This window comes from Gimesia fumaroli (assembly GCF_007754425.1).
GTDB lineage: Bacteria > Planctomycetota > Planctomycetia > Planctomycetales > Planctomycetaceae > Gimesia > Gimesia fumaroli.
The window spans coordinates 5,255,943-5,282,020 of record NZ_CP037452.1 but is presented as its reverse complement, the minus strand read 5'-3'; the positions used below and the strand labels follow the sequence as shown (position 1 = coordinate 5,282,020).

The window sequence follows — 26,078 nt, the reverse complement described above, 5'->3', positions numbered from 1 at the left end:
GCTTATTTGGCCGACTCTGATTGAATGAGGCCGCTGACTCTGGTGACAATCAGAGTCTGGCGGCTGAGGAGTTGATTACTTTTAGTGCTGTAGACAGAAGTTTCCATCTGTGCGATTCCAAAGGGAATCTGATCCGAGATCCAGAGGTCATTGCGATAGCGCAGTTTTTGTTCTGCGTCTGTTTGAGAAGCGATGGTAACTGCAACTTGTGAAGCCGCCAGTTGGCAGCGAAAAGCATCTTCGCGAAGTGGAGTAAATAAGTGTCTGATCTTGCCCGGGTTATACTTTCGCGGTCGTGGCATTCCATAAAAGAATCGGTAAGCCGCGTATTTTTGGGCTTGAGTCACATCTGCCTTCGGCCAGCGTAAGAACTCTTTCGGCCATTTTCCTGCTTCGAAAGCAGGCACATCTATCGTGTATTGCTTTGACTCGACTTCCTCTGTCCCGAGGAAATGTGAGACTTGTATTGTTCTCAAGTTTTCGTCAATAGCTTGATCTTCAGCAGGTTGGACTACGCTGATTCTGAGTTTGACCAGACGACCATCGTTGGCCGGACCTGAGAACTCGACAAAGGGTTCTGGAATCTCTGTTGTTGGCTCAGGTATTGAAGCCAGCCAGGTGGTCAACGGGCGCTCCATCGCAGGAGGGCGTTGATCATAATTAATCCAGCCGGATTGTTTTAAGGCTGCGAATAGCCAGGGAGCCTGCCAGGGGTTATGCAAAGGGTGATGGGCTGAAAAGACGGATCCCAGCAGGCAGATCACTCCCAGAACCTTCAGCCAGCGTTTGTGGGAAAACTCATCAAGGAGTGGAATCATACTGATCAGCCAGAAAGGTGTGAGCCACAACATCCAACGTAGTGCGGCACTGTTACCTCCGTAGTTGTAATTTCCCGTTCGCGACAGATAAAACCCAAATACAATCAAACTCAAGCAGACGCTGAGCCATAACAGGGGGTGCAGGATATGGTCCTTTGTTTTTCGAATTCGCAGCCATGAAATTAAGGTCAGCAGGTAAATTGGTGAGAGCGAGAAAATGCCGTGATGTCCCAGCGTGCAATGGAACAGGTATACCAGTGGCGAATCCAGGTTCTGATCGAGTCCCTGGGGATTCTTCCAATAGCTGGGGATGCCCCGATGTTCGTATAAATATTTCTCCGTCCCATAATACATATAGAACGGCTTCCAGCCGCCTGTCGCAGCATAGTTGGTCGCGAAGAATCCAATCAGCGGGAGCAGTGCCGCGGGCGCGAAAACGAGGCACGTGAGACGGGGGTTCGCTTTCAGCAGGAGACCGAAGACGATTAAACCGAATAACGCGGCCGGTAATTCATTACAGCAGGTAAACATCGCAAAGAAACCAGCCAGTAGAAAATACCGTGCCTTTTGTTCCTGGTCGAGTACAATTCTCATCAAGGGGAACAGTGTGAAAACCGCGCTAGCGGCGGCGATCGAGTGATTGTTCAGCGTTAATAGAAATGGTGTTAAGAGTGTCGCAAAGCAGGCAGCTGTGACAACGAAGTAGCGGGTGAACTCGGTTCGTGCATACCGCTCGGCCATCATGCAAATTAAAATCAGGGCAATCAGCATTGGCAGTAGATTGACAATGATTAAAATAATGTGTGCGACATCATAGAGGTTCGAATTTAAGTTCATCCCTGTGGTTGATTTGATCAACCAGTACAAACCAGCCACTATGGTCGGGAAGAGCGGGGGCTTTGAGGAATAAAAGTGTCCGTCGTGTCGAACTTTATCGATACTGGACCAGCTGGATCGCTCATTGATCGTATCGATCTGATAAGTGCCTTGTTCCACAAGCGACCAGATGGTGCACCATCGTGAACGATCATTGGCGCTCTGCAGAGGGACACTATTGAGAATTGCAGCCAGATTCTGGCCCATCGTGACTGTGAGCAGTAATACGTAAACGAACCATCGTAATCGGATCGAATTCGTATTTTGTTCCAGTGGTGAGATCGATGGCGAGGTGGTGGAATTCGGCATAAATCAGAGGCATTTTCTGAAAGGACGCAGGTTGAATCAACGCGAATGACGAAAAGCAGGCATGACTTAGGTTAGACTGGTTTTCGGAGTCAACGTGCAGGTTATAATATGCCATGAAAAAAGCAAACGGGGAACGACCGCCTTTGCCGCCAGTTTTTGATTTTTTCAGTAAATAAGCCTGCTTAACAGCACGGATTTAGAGATGACCGGGCATTCTGATAAGTGGCTGCTGGTACGAATGATTAGAATAATTCGTGAATCGGTTCTCCATCTTCGATCGCGAAATTCGGTCGGCCTTTCTCATCAATATACTGGGTATCCAGGGGAACTCCCATGTATTGATAGATTGTGGCTGCCAGGTCTCCCGGGCGAACGGGGCGATGTTTGATCTCGGAACCATCGTGTTCGCTGGCACCGATTACCTGACCGTGGTTCATACCACCACCGGCCAGACACATCGACATGACTACCGGCCAGTGGTTGCGGCCATCAGTGCTGCCTTGCGTTCCGGACATTGGAGAGCGACCAAATTCTCCCATCGCAATCACCAACACCTGATCCAGAAGATTGCGCTCTTCCAAGTCCAGAACAAGCGTTGTCAGCAAATGGTCAAACAGCGGTAGCAGGGGGCCAAGGCCATTTTTAATTCCACCGTAAGGAGGAATATTGTCGCCATGATTGTCCCAGGTTCCGGAAGCGGTATGGTAACTTAAATCAAGTGTCACAAATGAGCTTCCTGCCTCGACCAGACGACGGGCCAGCAGTGCCTGTTGGCACCAGAGATGTTCTCCGTATCGATCTCGTGTAGCTGGGGATTCCTGATTCAAATCGAAGGCCTGCTGCACGCGCTGCCCCAGTACCATGTCGTAGGCACGTTGACTGTAGCTGTCGATGGCTGACATTGAGCCGGCCTGATCAATGTCACTTCGTAACTTATCGAATTGCTGCATTAAATCGCGTCGGCTTTTCATCCGTTCGTAAGACAGGCCGGGGGCAAATTGGAACATTTTTCCGCCACTCGTTTTCCCGGAATCTTTCCCCACCAGATCATAGACAGGCAGGTCTGCAGCATCGTTGGCGATGAAGGGATCGTATTGTTTTCCCAGGTGACCACCCCAGGCGATATGTGAGTGGTGTTTCATAAACGCGACGTAGGGAGGCATCCCGGGATGGTTCGCGCCATGGTGTTTGGCTACGATCGAAGCCATTGCAGGGTACTTATCACCTTTACGGTTCGTTCGAGGAGTGGCGCGCAGGTTGGCAGTCTGCATCACCTGGTTTGGCTGATGGCTGCTCATCTTGGGGTCAACGGAACGAATCAAGGTGAAACGATCCATCATCGCGGCTTGCTTCGGCAAGCGATCTGTAATGGTGATCCCGGGGACGGATGTTTGAGTAACTCCGAACGGCCCCCGGTTTTGAATCGGGCGGTCCGGTTTGGGGTCCCAGGTATCAATGTGACTCGGTCCTCCCGTCATCCAGAGGAGAATCACACTATTTTTGGGCAAGGACGATTTCCCAGCAGACTTGAGTTGGTCTGAAGCTTGTAGCAGTTTGGGGACGGATAATCCTGCCAATCCCGCCAGTGAAGCCTTAAGCATATTCCGCCGACTACGTAACACCAAACCTTCATGAACCAGCGGGTTGAACGCGGTAAATGCATGCTGGTTGTGAGTACGTGAGTGGTTTCTGGACTTCATTACTGATTCCAATTTCCGTTCTGCTTTGATATATAAATCGCGCGACGCCGCAATTCATATATTTAACGTTCTTAAATATATCGTCATTCTCTGATGCATTCAATATGATTCCAAGTTCGGTAGGGAAAATAACTGGAAATTGATTGGTGTCAGGCAAAGCAGGAAGCATGCCTGAAGCAGGTGTTCTTCATGAACAAGGCTTCTATACCAATTATCTTCAGTTAGATCAGACGGTGCAGAAAAACGGCTTCTATTATTTCTCTGGCGGGGCCGGTTCGAACGTGACCCAGTTCAGGCAGGTATTGGTTCCTGAATTTGATTTACCAATCTCAATCGTTAAGCGTCGGTCCGAAACAGTCACACGGGCGTTTCGTTCCAGGAAAAGGCCGTCATTGGTGGCTTCATCTTTAATGACCTGTTTTCCCTCAACGGTCACCCATTGTCCAATTTGTTCGTGTCCTGAATCTCCCACGCACACGGTTACGAGCCAGGCACCATTGGGAACTTCACATTCCCAGGTATCGTGATCTCGTGTGAATATAAAGGTGTCACGGTAGGGTTCGGGAACTTTTTTTCGTTGTCGTTGATTTTGACTGAGATTTCGCTGCCAACCATAGCCTCGTTTCGCGTTAAAAACATCGCCATGGTCTGCTTCAAAGTCGGACAAAGGAGCCGTTTTCTTCCCTGTGAAATTGATTCGTCGGACTTTCTTGGAAGTGGTATTGTCTAGGAGGCCATCCTGATCTTTAGAAGCTACTTTTTTCTTCCACTGAATTGGTTCACCTGGCGTGAACAGACTGGGGTCATCGACGTCCAGAATTCCGTCACCATCCGCATCGTCAGGCTTCACCCGAGAATAAGGGCGTATGGGCAATTCCTTCAATGAATCCCACAAGCGTTGGCAGTATTCGCCACGGCTGAGTCCTTTATCAGGGAACATTGGCAGGTTGGCGACTTCCACTGTCTGGTAAGCCAGTTGCCTTGTTTTCTGTCGCCATTCCGTGGTCGCGGGCGCATCCGGTTGAAAATCAACCTTACGGACTTCCATCGGTAAAACTCTCCGTGCAGCCAGTCTGTTGATGGCGACAAATGCCGGGTGCGCTGGTTGTAAATCCCGAAAAGGCCAAATCAAGACAGCAACTCCCTTGTCTGAGGCTCCACACAATGCATGGCGAACCTGCTCCAGTTTCTCGCGATGATAGGGGATATCGCGGGGAGAGATGTCCTGTTGTAGAGAAACCGCTGCCGTCGCACCCGCAGCTTGCCCCAGAGTGACACATTGATCATGCAGGCGAATCGCCGCGCTCACGATACTGCTGTAACCGACATTTTTCTGTGCACCCAACAATCCATCCATGTCGATCGGAACCAGACTTCGCAAGGGAAATACCGACCGGTCGCTGACCAGTCTAGTATTTCGTCCCGGTTTTTCAAAATCAATCCAGGGTCCCGTATTTCCTTCTGATTTCAAATAGGCGCGTCCAGTACGGTGGAAGTCATAGTGAAACTGCCAGGCGAATAACCCATCGGGATACATGACCCGTGCAAAACGCTCACGCGCAAATTTTTTGGTCGGTCCATCCATGTTTCGGCCATCCTGCTCGCGCATCATGTACATGGCTTTGAGACGGAGAGACTCGCGGATATAGGGTTTGGGGGGTAAGTGGTCTGTCGTATCAAATTCCCGACTTAGCTGAAAGTGTCTGAAGCTGTTGGTTTTATCTGAGGCCCGGTTGTGTACGAAGTTTTGCAGATGATAGAACAGGCATAGCGAATGCCGTTTAGCATCGTCAAAAATGATCTGTCGCTGACGACGATTCATGAGCACAAGATTCTTGGTCGACGCTCCTGGCTCTGTTTCTTCCAGTGCATCAACAACATGTTTTGGCAGTCGTTCCAGAGGGTAATCCTGGCCCAGCATGTAATTCAGCAGGATGCTGGTCTTGTGATCTTTACTCGTATAGCCATCCACGATCCGACGCACGGTAAAAATCGAAAGCTGTCGCGGCGATGCTTGCCCTGCGTCCGGCCAATGGGGAATCGATCCCAGACGCACCGGTCGATCCCATTTAAGATGTTTCATCTCAGCCAGACTCAGTTTTGAGGTCCGTACAAAATTACGATCATCATAGCGATCCGGTTTCGAAATAGGCGTGTCTTTCTCTGCTTCTTCAACAATCATTGCCCAGGTAATCGGATTCATTTCATTGGCAGGGTAATCATTGGTATTCACCGGGGCGCTCGGTTCGTTGTAACGTGATCGCGGATCAGCACCGACTTCAAATTCTGCGCCTGCAACCTGGATCGCGTCACCCCAGTCTGACGCATCGATGGTTAGTTTCGCGGTAATGTGCAAGTCCGGCGTTTCTGAACCGACGGGAGCAAACCAGAGCCCCGTGAGTTGTGGTCTTGACGTTTTCTGTTTCAGGTCGGCTTTCACTGGATAGTGTCCGGTGATCAGTCGCACCTGGCCGTTATCGATATAAGGTTGTAGCATTTCCCGAAATATGGCTTGTGCCTCTGCAGGACGAAAAGTAGACGGACCATGAAACGGGCGTCCTGGCATCGGGGAGCCATACTTCTCTGTGTTGAAAGCTTCAATGCGATCCATCAGTTCTTTAAACAGGCCACTCCGATGAAACGAGCGCTTCATCGGGTGCCAGTCAACTCCCCAGCCAACTTTGCCGGGGCCTTTATTTTCATCTACGCAGGCCAACGCCTGTTCGGTGTATTGCCCGCCCAGCCATTCCCCATCCAAGACGAGCGTGATTGATTCCACTCCCAGGCGTGCGGCCTGCATCGCAGCTGCCCACCCCGATTCGGTTCCTCCAACTATTAGTAACTCTGTTTTCTGGTCAGGGGGGTGTGCGCAAGTCACTTTTGCACAGAAAAAACAGATCAGGAGCGCGATCATATTTCTCATAGAAGAGGCTCTTATTGTTAGGGTTGTTTTTATGGATTCACAAGGAGTGATAACTATGGCATATCTCATCATAAGTCATGTTCTCGTGAAAAGTCATCTGTCATTTTGTTTCGAAACCGAGTTTGGTTCGAATTAAGAAGAGAGAGTGACCGTCATAAGAAAATGGTTCGATTTCAGGACGAGCTCTCAAATTGGATTGCCGTTACATATTTTGGATTGTGTTTAGAAATTCTAATGAAACGCTCCATTTGGTCTCATTAGACAGCCTTTTTCAGAAGTTTTATAGGGCATTCCGTGTTAGCTTTTGATTTATTTTATTCATGATTCTAAATTTTCGGGAGTTATCTGATGTTCTAATTTCTGAGGTAGAAGCGGGTTTTACTCAAGTCGAGTTAAATCTGGTCTGGCTGAAGACGACGATGGAACCAATAGCATTGTGCGACTACACGCGATGTCTAACAACGGAGGTGCGAACGTCTGGCGATTTCGTAACTGGGCTGCCATCGTTGAATGAAAATAAGCCCTGCGATCTGTTTACGATTGGGTAGATCCCAGGTGATTTTCTGCCCGATGTCACATCAGCTCAGCATTAAGGAACGGCATTTTTACGAGAGACGTTGAGCAACAGAGAGGGCGGGGCGGATTTGGATGGATTTTGTGTGAATAAAGTCATCGATCGAACTAAATTGATTGGGATGATCTGGCTGGGACGTCAAAGGCTTGCATCGACTGATTGTGCCTTCAGCCACTTATCCAATGTGCTGGCCTGATATTCATCAAAAAGATCCTGCAAATCAACTATGGCTCGACCGGTGTGGAAGGCATAGTTCTGGATAAGCTGATTACCTGAATTTGCCAGTTCTATTTGACCAGCAGACAGGTACGATTGAATTTTAGATATTATAGGCTGGTGTGTACTTGTGATGCCTGCTATTTTATTCCAGAGAGAGAAGCCAATTTGAATCAACGGTGTAACACAGGGAGTAATCTGATGAAACCGAAAACCGCAGTGCTACTGATTCTGACCGCCTCCGTATTCTTTGCCTGCGCAATTATCCTGGCAGACGATTTGCTGGAAGGCACAAAATGGAATCAGATTGTGATGTATTCACTCATTGCGCTGTGGTGGATCTCTTTTGTGTATTTGTCCGTGGCATCCAGGCGTCCCAAGCAGACTATGGTAAATGGCACAGATAAATAACACTTCCATCAGGTATTAGTCTGACTGTGCTTGCTTGAGGAGATCAACTCCCACCATCTCACTCCATGCAGCTAACAGTTTTTTCGTGATCGGCCCGACTTGACCATCGCCAATTTTAGTACCATTAAATTTCGTCGCCGGCATGATGGAGTAAGGTGTGCTGGTGAAAAAAGCTTCGTCTGCGGTGATGACGTCGTAAGGAAGAAGGCGGCACTCTTCGATCGGCAAATCGAGTTGCTCTGCTAGTAGAAAAATCGTTTGTCGGCTGATTCCATCCAGACAATTGATCGTACTCGGTGTGCGAATACTGTTGCTCGTCACCAGAAAAAAGTTGCCACCTTTGTTTTCCGAGAGAAAGCCATCAGTGTCGAGTAGCAGGCTTTGTGCCATTGGGTCAATCAGTTTCACTTCCGACTCAGCCAGTGTATACAGGAAGCGACTACGATTTTTGATCCGGGCGTCTAGCGACTGGGCTGGTTGAATTCGAGTAAAGGGAGTCACCGCATGGCATCCCACCCGATAGAAGTCGGCCCAGTAGGAGAGATCAAGCGGCAAGGTGACAATCATGACCGTCGGTTTGGATTCTGCCGGTTTTTGCCCGCTGGAAGGAACCCAGGTTCCGGGAGTGACATTGTGAATAATCCAGGCATCGGTGCCGGGGGCATAGTTAGGTTCGTTTTTCTTCCAGACTTCCAGAGTGAGTTGTTCCAGTTCATCTGCCGTCATCCCTGCGTCAAAGCGGGCTGCTTTCAGACTGAGAAACAGACGGTTGATATGATCACGCAAACGATAAGGTTGATGTGCGAAGGTACGCGTGGATTCAGTGACTGTCATTCCCAAGCTGATCGCACCATCAAAAATGGATATCTTTGCTTCATTTGCAGGAACATATTCGCCATTTAAATACACAAGATTCTCAGACATGGGAGTTCCTCTCAAGATTTATTTTTGTTCAAGTTCGTAACATGAAAAACAGGCTGATTCGTATGATCTGAGTTGACCTGCTTCATGTCTCAAAATCAAACACGCGGTTCCTGGTTTCTGATTCAAAAGTTGAATTCCCCGATCTGGTCCCAGGACACTGATGGCAGAAGCCAGGCTGTCCGCCGTCACACCATTCGGGGCAATGACGGTGACCCGACTCTGATCGGTCAGCCCCAGTCCTGTCTGTGGATCAACGATATGTGAATACCGTTTGCCGTTGATCACAACATGCTGTAACGCATCGCCGGAAGTCGCCACCGCCAGATTATGTATCTGCAGATACCGGTCAATCTTGGCATTCGGGGCATCAGAAGAAGAGACCCCAATTTTCCACCCGCAAGTACCTGGAGGAGGGTCACCTAATACAATATCACCGCTGGCATCAACCATTGCCCGGGTGATGCCCTGTTCTTTCAAGACGCTGAGGGCAATATCCGCGGCGTAGCCTTTCGCAATGCCTCCCAGATCCAGTCGCATGTCTTTTTGGGTCAGTTCAACGGTCTGATTTGGAAGGGAAATCTTCATCAATCCGGAACCGACTTTGGAGCGGGCCGCCTCGAAGCGTTGACTGTCAGGCAGTTTTTTTTGTCGCCGAGCCCGACGCCAGAGTCGTACCACGGGGCCAATTGTCACATCAAATGCCCCCTTTGTTTCCTCTGAGAGTGCTTGACTTTTTTTCAGTAGTTTTAGCAGGTGAGGACTGACTTTGATTGGTTTTCCGGGGCCAGATAACCGACATAACTGATTTAACTCACTTTCCGGATCGTAATCGCTGAGTATTTTGTTAAGTTCCTTTATACGGGCAAAAGCATTTTGAGAGGCTTTGTTTGCGATTGGTTTGTCGGTAGCATATAATACGATGCTCCACTGCACCCCCATATGTACTTCCTGAAATTCATACCGATTCAGAATTTCGCTATCTGTGCACTGTTGATTGCCTGACAATGTGGAGAGCAGCAGGCAAGTCTGAAAAACGTATGACATCATCAACCCTGATAAAAGACCGATTGAAGCTTACCAATACGGAGTAAACTAATATGCTTAGCGTATGTCGTTCCAGTCTCTTAATGCAAGGCAAATTCGCATTCCTTGCCGCAATGCTGTTTTCTGTTTCACTGGCGAATGCCGGTGATAAAGCCAAAGAGATGAAGCCTTATACAGAAAAAATTGCGAATACTGATGTTTCTTTTGACATGGTTCCCATTCCCGGCGGTGAATTTATAATGGGGAGCCCTGCGAATGAAAAAAATCGGGAAGACGACGAAGGCCCTCAGATTAAAGTCAAAGTCGATCCATTCTGGATGGGCAAACACGAAGTTACCTGGAATGAATATGATATTTGGAGTTTCAATCTCGATATTCAACGTCGTAAGCTACTACGGGGAAAATCGGACGCTAAAGAAAAAGCTGCCGATGCAGTAACCCGCCCGACTAAGCCTTATACTGACATGACATTTGACATGGGGCACGATGGCTATCCGGCAATCTGCATGACCCAGTTGGCCGCCAAGACCTATTGTAAATGGTTGAGCGAAAAAACAGGTCACTATTACCGTCTGCCGACTGAAGCAGAATGGGAGTATGCCTGCCGTGCTGGTACAACGACCGCTTATTCATTTGGCGACAATCCGGAAAAGTTAGATGACTATGCCTGGCATTATGCCAACTGCGATGACACCTATCAGAAAGTCGGCCAGAAGAAACCCAATCCCTGGGGACTGTATGATATGCACGGCAATGTCTCTGAATGGGTGCTCGATCAATATATTCCGGATGCCTACAAAAAATGGAGTGGTAAGGGAACGCTGAAATTTCCGATCAATGTGCCAACGACTCTCTATCCTCGTGTCGCCAAAGGTGGCTCCTGGGATGATGAGCCAGAAGCATTGCGAAGTGCAAACCGAATTGCTTCCAGCTCTGACTGGAAAATTCAGGATCCACAGATTCCACAAAGCATCTGGTATCACACCGATGCAATCATGGTGGGATTCCGAGTGGTACGTCCTTTAAAAGTACCAACGGCTGAAGAACGAAAAAAATATGGTCTTGATCCAGCAATCCCTGAGGATGAAGGACGCTGATCAAAAGCCAGTGTGACAGAATTAATTCGAAAACAGATGCATTGAGAGAAATTCAACAAACGATTTGTCTCGCTTTATGCATATGTAAGTTAGGTAACGTATAACCGACCAAATCCACCTGCAGATTAGGGAAAGGCCTCTGATGACTCAATCTAACAATCAATCAACCTCCAGACGTGACTTTTTGAAAACAACAACGGCAACAGCTGTTGGAACTGGAATTCTTGCCAGTTTAGGATCGGCGGCTCATGTCCATGCAAGCGGTGACGATCAAATCAAAGTTGGTCTGGTAGGCTGTGGTGGCCGCGGTACCGGTGCTGCTTCACAGGCCTTATCTACAAAAGGGAATGTGAAACTGGAAGCAATGGCTGATGCATTCAAAGATCGAATGGACAGCAGCCTGAGTAACCTGCAAAAGCAGTTTTCCGGTCGACCGGAGAGAGTCGATGTTGCCGAAGAGAAAAAATTTGTCGGTTTCGATGCCTATCAGAAACTTCTCGACAGTGGCGTCGATGTTGTGATTCTGGCAACACCTCCCGGATTCCGTCCGATTCACTTTGAAGCCGCCGTCAATAAAGGCGTGCATATCTTCATGGAAAAACCAGTGGCAACAGATGTGACCGGTGTCAAGAAAGTCCTTGAAGCCGCTAAAAAAGCCAAAGAGAAAAATCTGGCGGTCGGCGTTGGTCTGCAGCGTCATCATCAGGCCCCTTACATTGAAACCATCAAACGTCTGAAGGACGGAGCGATTGGCGATATTACTTCCATGCGTTGCTACTGGAATAGTGGTGGTGTCTGGGAACCACGTCTGGCTCGTGAAGATGCCAAATCAGAAATGGAATACCAGATGCGAAACTGGTACTACTATAACTGGTTGTGTGGTGACCACATCAACGAACAGCACATTCACAATATTGATGTCTGTAACTGGTTGAAAGACGATTTCCCTGTCAAAGCATACGGCATGGGGGGACGTCAGGTTCGTACCGACAAGAAGTATGGTGAAATTTTCGACCACTTTGCTGTTGAATTCGTCTATGCAGATGACACTCGGATGTACAGCCAGTGTCGACACATTCGCAACTGCTGGAATAGTGTGACCGAACACGCTCAAGGAACCAAAGGTTCCTGCGATATTAGTGGTGCCAAGTATGAAACCGACGCTGGTTACAAATGGAAGTATCGTGGCAAGAAAGCCAACCCATATCAGGTAGAACACGATGATCTGTTTGCTGCCATCTATAACGGAACGCCCTATAACGAAGCGGAATACGGCGCCAAATCAACCATGACTTCAATTCTGGGACGTCTGGCGACCTACAGTGGTAAACCCGTCACCTGGGACGAAGCGATGGCATCGAATGTTGATCTGATGCCAAAAGAATTCTCTTGGGAAGCGACTCCCGTTACAGTACCTGATGAAAATGGTTTCTACCCGATTCCAACTCCAGGTGTGAGCAAAGTTCTCTAAGATTTGTTTAATGCCTCTTCCAAGGCCGATTCGTTCATCCCGAGCGAATCGGTTTTTTTTATTGGCTTGAGTTCAGTAAACTCACTCGATGGATTCGAATTTCCTGTCATTCAATTTATCTGAAACTCACTACAACGATGACTTCTCAACATCAGATTACAGCTGTCACTCCTGCTGACTATCCCCGTGCATTAGAAGTCTGGGAATCTTCCGTAAGGGCCACGCATGACTTTCTGACAGAAGCAGACATCCATTTGCTCAAGCCACTCGTATATGATCAGTGTCTGATAAAAATGCCTCTTGTCTGTATCCGCGATGAAACAGACTCAGTCATTGGTTTTTTGGGCGTAGATGCACCAAAAATTGAAGCTTTATTTATCGAACCTGACTGGCGGGGAAAAGGTCTGGGACGCCAACTGGTGGATTATGCAATCAAGAATCTGGAGGCGGAACTGGTCGATGTGAATGAGCAGAACGTAAAGGCGCTTGGCTTCTATCTACATCTGGGATTTGAAGTCGTACATCGCTCTGAACGTGACGGTTTTGGAAAACCGTTTCCCTTATTGCATCTGAAACTACCAGGCTGAAACAGTCGTTGAATACGCTGCAGGTGCATTTCTATTTTGAGTATGGTATCGTAAAGGCCTCTCTTTTACTTTCCAGGAGTCAGAACCATGCCCGTACGTTTCATTCAATGTCTGCTGATGGCTGCTTTTTTATTACTTTGCTCGTCGCTGAGTTTTGCCGAATCACCGCTCGAAATTGGTAATCGACGAGAGTTGTTTATCGATGACGCGTTAGTGGAAAAATTGACGGGAGAAATCGAGATTCGCCTCCAACATCCTATCCCGCGTGAGGTGGTTTTTAAATTTGATCAACCCTGGGAAGGGAGTAGTTCTGGTTATCATACCATTTTCCAGGACGGCGATTTGTATCGGCTTTATTATCGCGGCTCCCATATTATTGTTTCAGACGATGGGATAAATACTGGCAGCCACAAGCCCTTTTATTGCTACGCGGAAAGTGAGGACGGCATTCACTGGACGCGACCTGAGTTGCGTTTAGTTGAGTTTCAGGGATCAAAGAAAAATAACATTATCCTGGAAGGGTTGGGCACACATAATTTTGCACCCTTTAAAGATGAAAATCCGAACTGCAAACCGGAAGCAAAGTACAAGGCACTGGCAGGTACTCAAAGTGAAGGAGGCCTCTACGCTTTTCAGTCAGCGGATGGAATACACTGGAAGTTGATGCAGGAAAAACCGGTGATTACGAAAGGAGCCTTCGATTCACAAAATCTGGCGTTCTGGGATACCGATCAGCAGACCTATCGAACCTATTATCGCGTCTTTTCTGGAGGAGTCACCACTTCCAAAACCTGGAAACCATCAGGAAACCGAGCGATTCAAACAGCAACCTCGGATGATTTTCTGAAATGGAGCAATGTCGCCGATCTGACGTACGAAGATTCTCCCGACGAACAGCTTTATACAAATCAGGTGAAAGCCTATTATCGGGCGCCCCACATTCGCATCGGCTTTCCTGCTCGCTATGTGGAACGAGGCTGGTCGGAATCCATGAAGGCACTTCCCGATCCCAAGCGCCGCCAACAGCGAGCTTCTTCAGTTGAACGTTATGGGACCGCACTCAGTGAGGGGCTTTTGATGGCCAGCCGCGATGGCATTCATTTTAAACGTTGGAACGAAGCCTTTCTCCGTCCTGGGATCGAACGAACTGGTACCTGGCAGTACGGGCATCAGTTTATTGCCGAACACGTTGTCGAAACAAAATCAGCGTTTCCCGGTGCACCAGACGAATTGTCAATCTATGCAGCCGAAGATTACTGGCACGGAAAAGGAGGATCACTCAGACGCTTTTCAATTCGATTGGATGGGTTTACTCCGGTACACGCTTCGATGAAGGGGGGAGAACTGGTCACAAAGCCGTTTACTTTTGAGGGGACGAAATTATCTGTTAACTTCGCGACGTCTGCCGCCGGTAGCATACGAGTGGAAATTCAAACAGCAGAGGGGCAGCCGATTCAAGGATTTACTCTAAAAGAGTGTGCGGACCTGTTTGGCGATACGGTCGATCGGACGGTGACCTGGAATCAGAAAGCAGATGCCAGCAGCCTGCAAGGGAAGCCGGTTCGTCTGCGTATTCAATTAAAAGATGCCGACCTGTATTCATTTCAGTTTCAAAAGTGAATCAGATCAGCCCCTTCAATTCGCCAGTACTGTCACCAAAGCGGTCAGACATCACTTTTGGAATCTTCAGGATCATGACAGTCGTCACAATACTGAATCAGGACGGGGCGAACGGACTTTTCAAAGTAGTCCGCGGGTTCCGGCTCCGCAGTAAAAGTGCTTCTACACAACAGGCAGGCAATCTAACACCAGAAAACGATACGCATATTCAGACCTGTTCCAGACTGGGAGGGAAATATGTGCAAAGGCAAGGAGCGGGAGAATTCTCTCGAATTGAATTAAACTCTGGTTATAAACGGATTCAGAATCTGAGAAAAAGTAGTGATCTGATATGTTTCCAGTTGCGTATATCAATCATGTTATGAAGGACCGTTTTGCTCGGTGAGACATGTTGACCTCATCAAGGTTTATCAGACATAATCCCTTTGCAATACAAAGAATCCTTATCCGCGGCTTACTCTTGGAAAGTATTTGAATGTCAGATCCAAAACCTGCTCAAGAAAAGAAACCTCAAACCTGGCGCGAGCAGATGTATGAGATAATCTTTGAAGCAGATACCCCTGCCGGAAAACTGTTTGATGTTGTGCTGCTGATTGCCATTTTAGTGAGCATTCTGGTGATCATGCTCGAGAGCGTCAAATCGTTAGATGCGAAGTATGATCGCCAATTTAGTATTGCCGAATGGTTCTTCACGATTCTTTTTACCATCGAATATGTCGCGCGGATCATCTGTGCCCGTCGACCGCTTCGGTATATCTTCAGCTTCTATGGTCTCGTGGATTTGTTGTCGATTCTTCCCACCTATCTGATTTTTCTGGCATCGGTCGATACAGTGGATATGCAGCGACTGGGGGTCATTCGAGCGTTGCGGCTGCTGCGTGTGTTCCGAATCTTCAAGTTGGGGCATATGCTGACCGGTGCGTCGGAATTACGCCATGCCATCTGGACCAGTCGTTCAAAAATTATTGTGTTTTTGACAACGGTCCTGATTGCCGTCGTTATTGAAGGGGCTGCGTTACATTTAGTGGAGGATAATGCCCAAAGAGAGGCTAAATTAAATGGTTTTGATTCGATTCCCGAAAGCATGTACTGGGCGATCGTCACGATGACAACCGTCGGTTATGGTGACATCACACCGATCACCCCTTTAGGGAAATGTCTGGCGGCCATGATTATGTTTTTTGGATACAGTCTGATTATTGTTCCTACAGGAATTGTGACAGCCGAGCTCGCACATTCGGGATCGAAATCGGACTCATCTCGAATTACGACTCAGGTATGTCCGGAATGCATGAAAGAAGGGCACGATTCCAATGCGATTTTCTGTAAATATTGTGGATCGCGCCTGAACTGAATGGCTGCCATTCGATCTTTATCCTGGAAGAAGTTCCTGAAATCGAGCAGATTTTGGGAACTTCTTTTTTGCGCACGCCGTCCAATGAGCGGTGCTCGGTGTGAGGCACTTCATTTCTCAGTAATCCTGTGCTTATCCAGGAGAAGTTTCCATGCGCAAACTGTTTCGAATTGCAGCGTTAATTCTATTTACTTTTTGTCTGTCGACCCAAAAAAGTCAGGCGAAAGAAAAGCCACAGCCAGCACAACCTTCAGTCGAATTGGCGATACTGCTTGATACGAGTGGCAGTATGAGTGGATTGATCAATCAGGCACGCACACAACTCTGGAAGATTGTCAACGAACTGGCCACCGCGAAACAAAACGGGAAGATTCCCGTGATGAAAGTCGCTTTGTATGAATATGGGAAGAGCAGTCTGCCTGCCAGTGAAGGCTACTTGCGGCAAATTGTGCCGTTGACGGAAAATCTGGACCAGATTTCGGAGGAACTGTTCGCATTAAAAACCAATGGCGGTGAAGAATATTGTGGTCAGGTCATCCAGGCAGCTACGAATGGCCTGCTATGGAGTGAAAACCATGACTGTTTGAAAATGATCTTTATCGCCGGGAATGAAGGCTTCAGTCAGGGGAAAGTGGACTATAAAGTGGCCTGTCCGAATGCCGTCCAGAAAGGGATCACCGTCAACACCATTTTCTGCGGCCCCGAACAAACGGGGATCCAGACGGGGTGGAAAGAAGGAGCATTACTGGCAGACGGTTCTTATCTGAGTATCAATCAGGGATTAGAAATTGTGACACCTGCCACACCTTATGATAAGAAACTGAATGAATTAAGCCGGGGAATCAACAAGACCTATCTCTTTTATGGCTCTCAGGAAGAACAGAAAAAATCCACCACCAGTCAGTCAGCAGCAGATTCTTTATCTCAGGAAGCAGCTCCTGCATCTGGTGCAGAACGTGCGGCTTTTAAAGGCTCAGGCCGGTATCGTGCCAAAGGCGATTTGATCGAAGCACTAGCTGGTAAGAAGGTCAAACTTCAGGATCTGAACGAAGCAGAACTCCCAGCCGAACTGAAAAAACTGTCACCTGAAGAACGAGAAGCTTATATCAGTGAGAAGCAAAAAGAGCGAAAGCAAATTCAGTTACTGATTCAGGAGCTGACTAAAAAACGAAAACAGTTTATCGCAGCCGAAATGAAAAAACAGAAAAATCAGGCACAGGATAATACATTCGATGCCGCCGTGATTCGAGTGATTCGTTCCCAGGCAAAGAAAAAGAATTTCCAGTTTGAGTCAGAATAATGTAGTTCAGAAGTCGAATTCTGAATCTTTCATTCCACCGGAAGCCGTTTCAATCAAGGGACAATGACATGCGATCTTATCTACGCGGTTTCGGCATTATTGGTACTGCCATCCTGCTTTCCACTGTCAGCACTGTGACGCATGCCTGTTTTATGCGGGCTCCTCAACCGGTTCAGGTCTGGCTGGATCATATCAATGTCGATATTCAGGATCAGGTCGCCGTGAAGACCTATCGTTGTGGCTTCCGCAATCCCAACGGCAGGGCCATCGTCGGTGGTACCTGTTACATGGAACTGGAACCGGGGACGCAAGTTAACAACATGTCTGTGCTTGTTGACGGAAAGGAAATGCAGGCGGAAATCCTGGATGTTGAAAAAGCAAATCAGGTGTTTCAGGAGATTGTGAAGAAAGGCGGCTCTCCTGCATTACTGGAATATTATGGCAACCAGCTCATCCAGACAAAAATTCCGAGGGTCGAAGCAGGGAAAACCGTGATGGTCAAACTGACTTATACTACGGTGTTGAAGAAGCGGGGCGATCTGATTCGCCTGCAGATGCTCAATACGAATCCCAAAGCGTTAATGCAGCCGCTTAAAGAAGCATCTGTTACTGTGAATATTCGCAGTACCGAACCCATCAAAAATATATATAGTCCTACACATGAAGTGAAACTAGTTGAGAAGAAAGACTGGGATATTTCCGTCGAATGGAAACAGAAAAATTATCTGCCAAAACATCCGTTTGTACTTTATTATCAGACAACCCCCGATGAAGTCGGCGCCAGTCTGATTGCACATCGCGAGCCAGGCGAACCCGGTTATTTCATGATGATGCTCTCACCCACTCAAGGGCAGGGCGTTGGGAAGTTGACCGATGAGAATATCCTGCCAAAAGATGTGGTGTTCTGCGTCGATACCTCTGGTTCTATGTTGCAACAGCAAAAGATGGAGCAGTCCCGCGATGCTTTAAAGTATTGCATCAACCACCTGCGTCCGGGGGATCGGTTTAATATCATCGATTTCAGTACCACGGCGCGGCATTTCCACCAGCATGGGCTGATCGAGTTCAACGAAGAATCAAAGCAGAAAGCGCTGGCTTATGCCGATGCGATGACCGCCCGCGGTGCCACTGCGATTGAAGAAGCGTTGTTACTTTCGTTAAAGCACCTCGAAAAGGATGTTTCACTTAGGAATCAGCGGCTGAAAATGATTGTCTTCTCAACGGATGGTTTGCCCACTGTGGGAGAACGCGATGCCAGTAAGCTGTTGAAAACCATTTCAGAGAAGAACTCGCAACATGTCAGGCTGTTCGTATTTGGTGAGGGATACGATGTGAATACAAAGCTACTTGACTTTCTGGCTCTCGATCACCGTGGAGAAGCAGACTATATTTTGCCAGACGAAGATTTGACGAAGAAAATCAGCCAGTTCTTTGACCGGGTCGGCAGCCCGGTCATGACGGATGTGTCGATCGATTTTGTAGACGCGGGAGTTACCGATGTCTATCCACGTCATGTAAAAGATATCTTCAAAGGCGAACAATTACTGATTTATGGACGTTATACCGGTTCAGGATCAAAAACGGTTCGTGTTACTGGAACCATCAATGGTGCGAAAGTCACTCAATCCTATCAACTGGAATTTCCCAGGAAATCGGCTGATGATAAAAACAGTTTTGTGCCGCGACTCTGGGCGGGACAGAAGGTTGATTATCTGATTGCGCAAATTCGCAATAGCGGACAGGCAAAGCCAGATCAGGAACTGGTTGATGAGATCACTTTGCTAGCAAAGCAGCATGGGATCGTAACTCCTTATACAAGTTTTCTGATGGCCGATGATACCATCACAGAGCAGTCTCCAATGCCTCTACTGGGAGTGTATCGACGGAAACTGGGACAGAAAATTCAGGAAGAACTGGAATATCAACCTTTCAAACGTTCAACAGGTGGAAGTGGTCAACAGGAAAAAGTCATCGATGCGCAAAGCTCCAGCCGGGACCGACATGCAGCGGGGAAAAGTGGAAATGCGGCTCGCTATTACGAACAGGCCGAACGTGAAATGAAGAAATTCAACAAGAAAGGTTCTGCACTACAGGCCATTCGTTATATCGGAAATCGAACCTTCTATAAATCGAAGGAAATGTTCTGGAATGAAAGTCTGTATGATCCACATTTGCATCAAGATCTTAAAACAATTGAAGTGGGATCTACAGAATATTTCGAATTGCTCAAGCAAGATCAGCGGCTGGCCAAATATTTCTCACTGGGGAATGTGATACTGCAAATTGATCAGCGCTGGTATCAGGTTGCGGAAAAGTCTCGATCGTAGGATGCCGTTTAAATTAGACGGCTGGTTCTGATTCAGTCTCTTCTTGTTCTTTAAACAATCGAGGGGGATGCGCTGACCAGACAGCAAATGCCGCTACGAGAGGCATGGCTGTGAATAAACACAAGACCGGGTTGTACGAACCAAAATAATCGATCGACATCGCGACCGGCAAAGGGCCGAGTGCGGATGCCAGGATCATCATCGACCAGGCAACGCCGCGGACCGCACCCTGATTCATGCGTCCGTAATAATTGATCCAGACGACTGTCGCCGTGCTGCGAAAAATACTTCCGGTCATCCCCAGTAAAAATGAATAACCGACTACCATCCAGACGGCGGGCATCGTCAGGACGATCAGATTCGCAACGGATAAACAGAGCATAGAGAAGCAGAGGATATAGCGGCTGGGAAGTCGGTCCGTGACCCAGCCTGCTGGAAACATCAAGACCGTTGCACAAATCGCCTGGAACGACATCATTCGGATAGCCCAGTGTTCGGGAACGCCATGGCTGCCGAGTAATGAAATCTGGTGAAAGACCAGACCGGTGCCTACCAGGGCATGTGTTGTGATCACGGATAGCAGTTTCCAGAATGTAGGATCACGTAGTACTTCTCGCACTGTCCAGGATTCAATTGTGGCGGTAATCAGCGGTCGCCTCGGTTTTTTGCCAGGAGTTTCAGGTTCTGGTTCAGGTTCGAGTGCAGGATCAATCCCATCGGGATGCAGCCCCAGGTCTTCCGGGCGGTTTCTGACAATCAATATTCCAGGCACAATCAAACAGACAGCAACGGTGACGGCATGAAAGATCCAGCCGGTTTTCCAACCATAGTGATTGATCAACCAACTATTGAGTAACGGTACGGTCATGACCGAAAAGGCACTACCAAAACCAGCCAGGGCTGTCGCACGTCCTCGTTTCTTTTCAAACCACTCTCCTACCATCCAGACTGAGATTAATGTGAGGGCGCCCTGTCCCAGACTGCGCACCAGGCTGAAGCCGATATAGAGCTCTGGGAGCGTGTGGATGCGGGACATGAAAAAACAGGCCAAAGCCAGTCCTGTGGCTGTAACCGGGAGAATAATTCGGGCGCCCCAGCGATCCAGCAACCGACCGACAAAAGGCAACAGGCAGGCACTGACAATGGTGGCAAAGCCATAAGCTAAGGAGTATTGCGTTTCCGTTAGTCCCAGGCCAGCCCGCATCGGGTCTTTGAACACGGCCACTGAAAATGACTGGCCGGGAGCCGACAGAAATTGCGCCATGGCAGCAATTCCCAGCATCGTCCAGCCGGGAAAGTATTTGTGGGTGGTGGAGATTTCCTCGTGATCTTTTTTTGGTTCCGCGTCAGCACAGGCAGGCTGCGAATTCATTTCTCTTATTTTCTTCCCTGGGATCATTAAGCAGTCGGCAGGGCGCGCGACCGGTGGGCAGAATTCGAATATAGCAGAAGCAGAAACGAACGCGTAGGGTATTGAGTGGTTGCTTTAAACAAAAATCAGTTCTTCACACAGATTTTATCGAAGTAAACTGTGTGCTATTTCTATCTGGTTTTTGATTGAAATTTCTGTTTTATCATATTGAGGTGAATAGACTTAACAGAGTTGAGGTTACTGGTCTCAAGACGGAAACAATCTAGATTCCCAGCCAGTCGTTAAACAGAAAATTGAGCCGGCCACTAAGTAGGGCAATTCGTCCCATCACCGTATAAGCAAAGCTGGCACCGAAGGTAACCATCAGAAACCAGACGCCCAGTCGCGAAATATATTTGACGATACCCTCATGTTCGATCGAGAAAAAGAAATAGACCATACACGACAGTACGCCGACAATCACAATTGAATTCCGCAAAGATTCGATCCACAGGAACGAGCCTTTTGAATCAAAGACGATGAACGGCATAATCGTGTTTTGGATTTGCCCGACAAAATCTGCTTCAAGATAGCTGATGAGACGAATTCCTGCTGTAGCGCCAATAAAAAATGCCAACGGCCAACGTGCAATCCAGTTCCCCTTAGGCGCCAGACGCCACAGAAGCAGCACACTCAAGACAAGAGGGACTAGATAAAGCCAACTGACTTGAGCCCCTTCTTCCATATCAGGGAAAAAACTGATCCGAGCCAGACCAGGCAAGAGTTTGGCGAACAGATTTGTTACTATTTCAGTCCAGAACGCGACGACCATTGCATAGCCCGCAGAGACTCCAACAAAGACTGATTCCGTAAACTTGTAGAGCGGATTGTCACCATAGAGAAAGGAAAAGATAGCCAGCGTGCAAAAGGCGGCAACCCACAAACCTATGGTTCTTGACAGGCTAAAGCTGACGCCCGGTTCGCCTTTTTCTGTCGCGGGAACCTGCTGGTATTTCGACCATCGATAAACCTGCTCTGGAGATTCCGGCTGTGATGCTTGGGCTTCGACGGGAACTTCTCGTACGTAAATCGCTCCTTGAGATCTGAATATTTGAATGGACAGCAGACCTAATCCACCAAATACCATCAGCAGTGTCCAGATGAGTGTTGACTGTTTCATTAAGCCATTCCCTGCTTTCGTTCCCAGAAATAAATCACGTTACCCAACACAATCAGACTAATCAGCAGCACGTGTGCTACCAGTTGTGGCCCCATGCGTTTGAGTCCTTCTTTGGCGTTCGGGTTGTCTTTCAACTCAGGATAACCATTGATGATTGCCTGTTCGTATTCTGCAGCGCCTTTGATGGCGGCCAGCATTCCATCGAGTTGCTGAGGGATATAAGGCAGCATGATCGGTGCCTGCACCCCGGTGCAACCGACGACTGTCGGAATATCAAACGGGGCCGAACCATACAAAACCCATTCTTTCGAACCGGGGTAGCCGGCACTGACATTCGCTAACAGGTCAACCTGTTGAATGTTCTTGAGATTTTTGGTGAGTGGGATGTTCTCTAGATCCGTTCCATTGATGTCGGAAGAATAGGATTTTTTTAAATCTTCTACTACCAGTTTGATGACCCCTTCATTGCCGGCCCGAAATCCCAGATTCACATACTTGGAGCCATATTTTCCTTTGTAAGTATCAGGGAATTCACTTTCCAGTAGATCAATCGAACGCTGAATCATCGGGATTCCCTGGGGCCAGAGAGTCATGAAATAGAGATTATGTTTTTTCAAGGCACAATGCCGGGTGAATGCCGACGCCATTGGCTGTAGCTCACCCTCGCTGGCCGGGTCATAGTCTAAGGCGACTACCACATTCGATCCGTCGGGGAGATCATCCACGGCATGAAAAACAGCCATGACCTGATCGGATGGTTCTTCCGGAAACGTGGTGCCCATGATCAGCGGCACTGAGACGGCAATAAACATCATTAAAAAGATCCAGCGACGATCAAGGTTTTGTAGTATTTCCAGCATCGTTCACGCCTCCTGATCTGATCCAAGGTAAGAACGATCGACGCCTAATAGAACTTTCAATGAAGTTGAGGCGACCCCCAGTGCAATTCCGATCGTGATCGCTCGCATACCGGGAGTGGTGAAGTCGTCCATGATGATTTCCGATAAATGGGATAAATGAAAATCGCTATAAGTGATGCCGCTATTACCAAGAATAGGTTCATTCGGGAGCCAACTGGTTAACCAGACCCCTGCATAAGTCCGTCCCAGTAACACGATCACGGCGATCAAGAGAAGAATAGTGGCTTCGGTATTTTTCGCTCGGAACGCACGAAATGCAGCTGAGGAAATATAGAACGCCAGCAAAGCAAACATCGTGGCTGAAAGCGGGTAAAAAATGTATTCGAATAACCACCAGAAGGTACTCCCCTCTGCGAGGTAGTCTCCGGACCAGGCATATTCGGGAAAATTGATATTCGGATGCACGCCGACTTTCAGTAGTCCGACAATCAATGTGATGAAAAACGCGATCAGAGTAACGGCTGAATATCCCCAGCCCGGCTGCTGCGCGGAGATTTTCTGCAATTGCATTTTCAGCAAGTTACCGCCACCCAGGATAAAAGCAAACGCCGCCAGAATATTAAACCAGGCCATCGCATCATTGCCCCAGTCCACAAACTTGGGGATGAATGCCGTACAAATCAGTACAAATCCCGTGACTGCGGATATAAACAGGGGGATGGTTCGTTTCATTATTTAAAACCTCCTTTACCGAGGATATTCTCTTTAATATAGGCCTGAGCAGACTGCAGAAAGGTCTTGCGTTCTTCGTCTGGTGCGACACCCCGCGATTCAATAGCAGAGAGCGTCATGATCAGGCAGCCGGCAATCAGCAACAGTCCTCCGATTAATTTACCGAAGTCCTGTCCTTTCAGGCTGCCTAACTGTTGTGGTTCTCTTGAAAGGTAAGCGGATGCAGCAAAAAACTCTTCTCCAATCAGGGTGAAATCGCAGGCCGCTACAAAGAAAGGGAGCTGTGTGGGCATTGCGGTCCCTGCAACCTGAATCGCGCCGACTGAGTTACCGGTTTCTGCCAGAATCAAAGACTCTGCATAAAATGCACCCATGTAGAAACAGGCGGCCGGTTTGTCGCGGACCATTTTCCCCGTCACACTGGCGACGTACCCGAATTGTTCGTCAGTGATATAATAAATGTCGTCTTCGTTGTATTCGTCAGGGCGACCTGCGGCGAGGTAGGCGGCTTCAACCGTATCCCGGGCTGTTGTCATGACTAGAGATCGAGATGTCGGCACTTCAAGATGGGCACGATAGTCGGCCGTTGTTTCTGCAACCTGGGCCAGTACCGTGATTCCCGCAACGGTCTGAATGTCATTGATATCCTGAATGCCAGGTACGAACAGACAGGATCGCCCCATTTCGGTCGCACGTCCAACGGCATCTGTGATTGCTTCCAGGCCGGCGATTTTGCGTACCTTGAGTTTTTTTCCTTTGCGCGCCATTTCGATGAATATGATCACCGAACCACAGATCAGAAACACAAAAACTGCGAACCAGCTGCGCTGCAGGTTAAACCACTGCAGCGAGGCAATCACCGGTTCGCTGATGACAACCGGTTTTGATTTCTGACTTTCCTGCCCAACTGCTTCAATACGATACAGATAAGGCACGTCGGTCTCACAGTTGGAATCACGGAATGTATTCACTCGGTAAGTCGGTTCGCCAATGTTCTCGTACAGGGACTCGTTGCTGTTAGCCTCTTTGCGGGAGATGATATAACGTAAAACCTTGCGTGGTTTTGTGTTTTCCTCGTCATCTGGCGATAGGGTCCAGAAGAGATCGATGCCTGTTCCTGCGTCGCCGGGAACATCTTCCGCTCTGAAATCCGTCGGCGGAGCCGGTGGCTCTGCGGCGTTCGCTCCCGCCAGACCTGCTGTTAAGAGCAGGAACGGAAGCATGAGTCTGAGAATAACATCTTTTCTGAAATGCATCACAATTTATCCTTCGATGAGTTCCACATTAGCGCGGGGAACAATCACTTTATTTCCTGTATGCAAAATCACCTCAAGCACCCGTGACTCAGAACCAGATTCCAGAGTCTGTAATTCCGTCGGCATCTCTCCCACTTCTCCGAGCAGTCCGAAATAAGGTTCACGAATAATTCGAACCGGTACACCAGTATCTAAAATGCCCAGCGAAACTTCCTGTTTTGCCTCGGTTTGGGGGGCGGCCTTCATTTTTTCATCCAGTGGGATCACAATTTCAGGTCGCATCACACCCGCACGAATTTGTGTAGTCCCATTGACGGCGGCTTCGGATCCTTCCCGTTCTTTGAGAAGATTGAAGGTTCGCTCTGCCATCGCGATATCACCAAAGCCTTCGGTGATGATCAGAGTCGTCCCAATATGTTCTGATCCCGTGACGGCGACTCCCAGGTCATAGCCCAGAATTTCTTTCAGATCCTCGTCATCCATTCCGCCGGAGATGATGGCCGCTACGCCAATTTCAATCCCTCGTATGACGGCTTCTCCCGTCATACGGGCACCGCCGATGATGATTTTTCCCTGCATCGATTCATCAAGTAGAGAGGCGATCAATGGTTCATCTTTATCCTGGCAGGCAAACTGAATGGTTCCATAAGCTTCTCCGCCAATCCCCAGAATGCCCTGCAAGAATGTCACTTCCGACTCGATGACGACTCCTTGTTCGGGAATGACTTCTTTAATCGTGCCTGCCTGATAAGCGCGGACCTGAATCGGCAGGGGCGCTCCGCGCAGAATAACCTGGCCTGTCACATGAGAGATGGATTCAATCGTTCCAGCCGTTTTGGCTTTCGTTTCTGCTTTGAAGAAACCAAAAATTCCTTTACTGCGGGCCAGTACGTCGCCTACATGAATTTCGTCTCCCACCGAAAACAGCATGCAGCCGGGGACTTCAGAGGGAGCCACCGAAATTTGATTGGCGACATTAACGGGTGTGACATCACCTGGCATGAAGGTTTGAGCGACGATCTGCTGAGAGGTGGCTTGATCGCCGACCTTGACCAGCACATCACCCGGAATGGGGAGAATGCGCCGGCTGGAATGTAGCACTCGCTGACGGATTTGTAATCCTGGTGAATATGCTTTTGCCATAATAG

19 protein-coding genes are annotated in these 26,078 nt (G+C 48.4%); 8 read left to right on the top strand and 11 right to left on the bottom strand.

What is annotated here, in order from left to right; translation table 11 throughout:
* Positions 1 to 2: 2 nt before the first annotated feature.
* The 3 genes from Enr17x_RS20015 to Enr17x_RS20005 form a co-directional block, all read right to left on the bottom strand.
* Positions 3 to 2,003: a hypothetical protein gene (locus tag Enr17x_RS20015; protein ID WP_145311489.1), complete on the bottom strand. Its 2,001-nt coding sequence runs from the start codon at positions 2,001 to 2,003 to the stop codon at positions 3 to 5.
* A 242-nt stretch (positions 2,004 to 2,245) separates the two neighbouring features.
* Positions 2,246 to 3,703 carry a DUF1501 domain-containing protein gene (locus tag Enr17x_RS20010; RefSeq protein ID WP_145311488.1) on the bottom strand — a complete coding sequence of 486 codons (1,458 nt, stop codon included), beginning with the start codon at positions 3,701 to 3,703 and terminating at the stop codon, positions 2,246 to 2,248.
* Positions 3,704 to 3,956: 253 nt separating this feature from the next.
* Positions 3,957 to 6,626: an FAD-dependent oxidoreductase gene (locus Enr17x_RS20005; RefSeq protein ID WP_198000692.1), complete on the bottom strand. Its 2,670-nt coding sequence runs from the start codon at positions 6,624 to 6,626 to the stop codon at positions 3,957 to 3,959.
* 991 nt (positions 6,627 to 7,617) lie between these two features.
* Between Enr17x_RS20005 and Enr17x_RS20000 the strand changes: the two genes are divergently transcribed.
* A complete protein-coding gene (locus tag Enr17x_RS20000; RefSeq protein ID WP_145311486.1) occupies positions 7,618 to 7,827 on the top strand; it encodes a hypothetical protein in 210 nt (69 codons plus the stop codon).
* Between the two features lie 15 nt (positions 7,828 to 7,842).
* Here the strand turns inward: Enr17x_RS20000 and Enr17x_RS19995 are convergent, their stop codons facing one another.
* Together Enr17x_RS19995 and Enr17x_RS19990 are read right to left on the bottom strand one after the other, a co-directional pair.
* Positions 7,843 to 8,751 carry an aminotransferase class IV gene (locus tag Enr17x_RS19995; protein ID WP_145311485.1) on the bottom strand — a complete coding sequence of 303 codons (909 nt, stop codon included), beginning with the start codon at positions 8,749 to 8,751 and terminating at the stop codon, positions 7,843 to 7,845.
* Positions 8,752 to 8,769: 18 nt separating this feature from the next.
* Positions 8,770 to 9,798: an FAD:protein FMN transferase gene (locus Enr17x_RS19990; RefSeq protein ID WP_145311484.1), complete on the bottom strand. Its 1,029-nt coding sequence runs from the start codon at positions 9,796 to 9,798 to the stop codon at positions 8,770 to 8,772.
* A 50-nt stretch (positions 9,799 to 9,848) separates the two neighbouring features.
* On the opposite strand from Enr17x_RS19990, the gene Enr17x_RS19985 reads away from it, so the two are divergent.
* The 7 genes from Enr17x_RS19985 (at position 9,849) to Enr17x_RS19955 (ending at position 19,551) form a co-directional block, all read left to right on the top strand.
* Positions 9,849 to 10,892, top strand: coding sequence for a formylglycine-generating enzyme family protein (locus tag Enr17x_RS19985; protein ID WP_145311483.1), 1,044 nt, complete (start codon positions 9,849 to 9,851; stop codon positions 10,890 to 10,892).
* A 142-nt stretch (positions 10,893 to 11,034) separates the two neighbouring features.
* The gene (locus Enr17x_RS19980; RefSeq protein ID WP_145311482.1) at positions 11,035 to 12,363 is read left to right on the top strand and encodes a Gfo/Idh/MocA family protein; all 1,329 of its coding nucleotides are present in this window, start codon (positions 11,035 to 11,037) and stop codon (positions 12,361 to 12,363) included.
* Positions 12,364 to 12,500: 137 nt separating this feature from the next.
* Positions 12,501 to 12,950 carry a GNAT family N-acetyltransferase gene (locus tag Enr17x_RS19975; RefSeq protein WP_145311481.1) on the top strand — a complete coding sequence of 150 codons (450 nt, stop codon included), beginning with the start codon at positions 12,501 to 12,503 and terminating at the stop codon, positions 12,948 to 12,950.
* 87 nt (positions 12,951 to 13,037) lie between these two features.
* On the top strand, positions 13,038 to 14,570 hold the full coding sequence (locus Enr17x_RS19970) for a hypothetical protein (RefSeq protein ID WP_232100789.1): 1,533 nt from the start codon (positions 13,038 to 13,040) through the stop codon (positions 14,568 to 14,570).
* A 475-nt stretch (positions 14,571 to 15,045) separates the two neighbouring features.
* Positions 15,046 to 15,924: an ion transporter gene (locus tag Enr17x_RS19965; protein WP_145311480.1), complete on the top strand. Its 879-nt coding sequence runs from the start codon at positions 15,046 to 15,048 to the stop codon at positions 15,922 to 15,924.
* 151 nt (positions 15,925 to 16,075) lie between these two features.
* Positions 16,076 to 17,224 (top strand): VWA domain-containing protein, encoded by a 1,149-nt coding sequence (locus Enr17x_RS19960; RefSeq protein WP_145311479.1) that lies wholly within the window; start codon positions 16,076 to 16,078, stop codon positions 17,222 to 17,224.
* Positions 17,225 to 17,292: 68 nt separating this feature from the next.
* On the top strand, positions 17,293 to 19,551 hold the full coding sequence (locus tag Enr17x_RS19955) for a VIT and vWA domain-containing protein (protein WP_145311478.1): 2,259 nt from the start codon (positions 17,293 to 17,295) through the stop codon (positions 19,549 to 19,551).
* Positions 19,552 to 19,564: 13 nt separating this feature from the next.
* Here the strand turns inward: Enr17x_RS19955 and Enr17x_RS19950 are convergent, their stop codons facing one another.
* The 6 genes from Enr17x_RS19950 to Enr17x_RS19925 all read right to left on the bottom strand — a co-directional run bounded on the left by Enr17x_RS19950 (position 19,565) and on the right by Enr17x_RS19925 (position 26,073).
* Positions 19,565 to 20,923 (bottom strand): MFS transporter, encoded by a 1,359-nt coding sequence (locus Enr17x_RS19950; protein WP_198000690.1) that lies wholly within the window; start codon positions 20,921 to 20,923, stop codon positions 19,565 to 19,567.
* A gap of 262 nt (positions 20,924 to 21,185) precedes the next feature.
* Entirely contained in the window at positions 21,186 to 22,082 is an 897-nt protein-coding gene (locus Enr17x_RS19945; protein ID WP_145311476.1) for a hypothetical protein, read from the bottom strand.
* Positions 22,082 to 22,942, bottom strand: a complete 861-nt coding sequence (locus Enr17x_RS19940) for a hypothetical protein (RefSeq protein ID WP_145311475.1) — start codon at positions 22,940 to 22,942, stop codon at positions 22,082 to 22,084. Before Enr17x_RS19940 ends, Enr17x_RS19945 begins: the two co-directional genes overlap by 1 nt.
* Before the next feature lie 3 nt (positions 22,943 to 22,945).
* The gene (locus Enr17x_RS19935; protein ID WP_145311474.1) at positions 22,946 to 23,674 is read right to left on the bottom strand and encodes a hypothetical protein; all 729 of its coding nucleotides are present in this window, start codon (positions 23,672 to 23,674) and stop codon (positions 22,946 to 22,948) included.
* Positions 23,674 to 24,930, bottom strand: coding sequence for a DUF6754 domain-containing protein (locus Enr17x_RS19930; protein ID WP_145311473.1), 1,257 nt, complete (start codon positions 24,928 to 24,930; stop codon positions 23,674 to 23,676). The genes Enr17x_RS19935 and Enr17x_RS19930 overlap by 1 nt, the downstream gene beginning before the upstream one ends.
* 6 nt (positions 24,931 to 24,936) lie before the next feature.
* Positions 24,937 to 26,073 carry a hypothetical protein gene (locus tag Enr17x_RS19925; RefSeq protein WP_145311472.1) on the bottom strand — a complete coding sequence of 379 codons (1,137 nt, stop codon included), beginning with the start codon at positions 26,071 to 26,073 and terminating at the stop codon, positions 24,937 to 24,939.
* Positions 26,074 to 26,078 lie beyond the last annotated feature (5 nt).

Coding starts and splice junctions, on each gene's coding strand:
- Enr17x_RS20015 (WP_145311489.1), bottom strand. CDS start 2,003: ATGCCGAATTCCACCACCTCGCCATCGATCTCACCACTGGAACAAAAT.
- Enr17x_RS20010 (WP_145311488.1), bottom strand. CDS start 3,703: ATGAAGTCCAGAAACCACTCACGTACTCACAACCAGCATGCATTTACC.
- Enr17x_RS20005 (WP_198000692.1), bottom strand. CDS start 6,626: ATGAGAAATATGATCGCGCTCCTGATCTGTTTTTTCTGTGCAAAAGTG.
- Enr17x_RS20000 (WP_145311486.1), top strand. CDS start 7,618: ATGAAACCGAAAACCGCAGTGCTACTGATTCTGACCGCCTCCGTATTC.
- Enr17x_RS19995 (WP_145311485.1), bottom strand. CDS start 8,751: ATGTCTGAGAATCTTGTGTATTTAAATGGCGAATATGTTCCTGCAAAT.
- Enr17x_RS19990 (WP_145311484.1), bottom strand. CDS start 9,798: ATGATGTCATACGTTTTTCAGACTTGCCTGCTGCTCTCCACATTGTCA.
- Enr17x_RS19985 (WP_145311483.1), top strand. CDS start 9,849: ATGCTTAGCGTATGTCGTTCCAGTCTCTTAATGCAAGGCAAATTCGCA.
- Enr17x_RS19980 (WP_145311482.1), top strand. CDS start 11,035: ATGACTCAATCTAACAATCAATCAACCTCCAGACGTGACTTTTTGAAA.
- Enr17x_RS19975 (WP_145311481.1), top strand. CDS start 12,501: ATGACTTCTCAACATCAGATTACAGCTGTCACTCCTGCTGACTATCCC.
- Enr17x_RS19970 (WP_232100789.1), top strand. CDS start 13,038: ATGCCCGTACGTTTCATTCAATGTCTGCTGATGGCTGCTTTTTTATTA.
- Enr17x_RS19965 (WP_145311480.1), top strand. CDS start 15,046: ATGTCAGATCCAAAACCTGCTCAAGAAAAGAAACCTCAAACCTGGCGC.
- Enr17x_RS19960 (WP_145311479.1), top strand. CDS start 16,076: ATGCGCAAACTGTTTCGAATTGCAGCGTTAATTCTATTTACTTTTTGT.
- Enr17x_RS19955 (WP_145311478.1), top strand. CDS start 17,293: ATGCGATCTTATCTACGCGGTTTCGGCATTATTGGTACTGCCATCCTG.
- Enr17x_RS19950 (WP_198000690.1), bottom strand. CDS start 20,923: ATGAATTCGCAGCCTGCCTGTGCTGACGCGGAACCAAAAAAAGATCAC.
- Enr17x_RS19945 (WP_145311476.1), bottom strand. CDS start 22,082: ATGAAACAGTCAACACTCATCTGGACACTGCTGATGGTATTTGGTGGA.
- Enr17x_RS19940 (WP_145311475.1), bottom strand. CDS start 22,942: ATGCTGGAAATACTACAAAACCTTGATCGTCGCTGGATCTTTTTAATG.
- Enr17x_RS19935 (WP_145311474.1), bottom strand. CDS start 23,674: ATGAAACGAACCATCCCCCTGTTTATATCCGCAGTCACGGGATTTGTA.
- Enr17x_RS19930 (WP_145311473.1), bottom strand. CDS start 24,930: ATGCATTTCAGAAAAGATGTTATTCTCAGACTCATGCTTCCGTTCCTG.
- Enr17x_RS19925 (WP_145311472.1), bottom strand. CDS start 26,073: ATGGCAAAAGCATATTCACCAGGATTACAAATCCGTCAGCGAGTGCTA.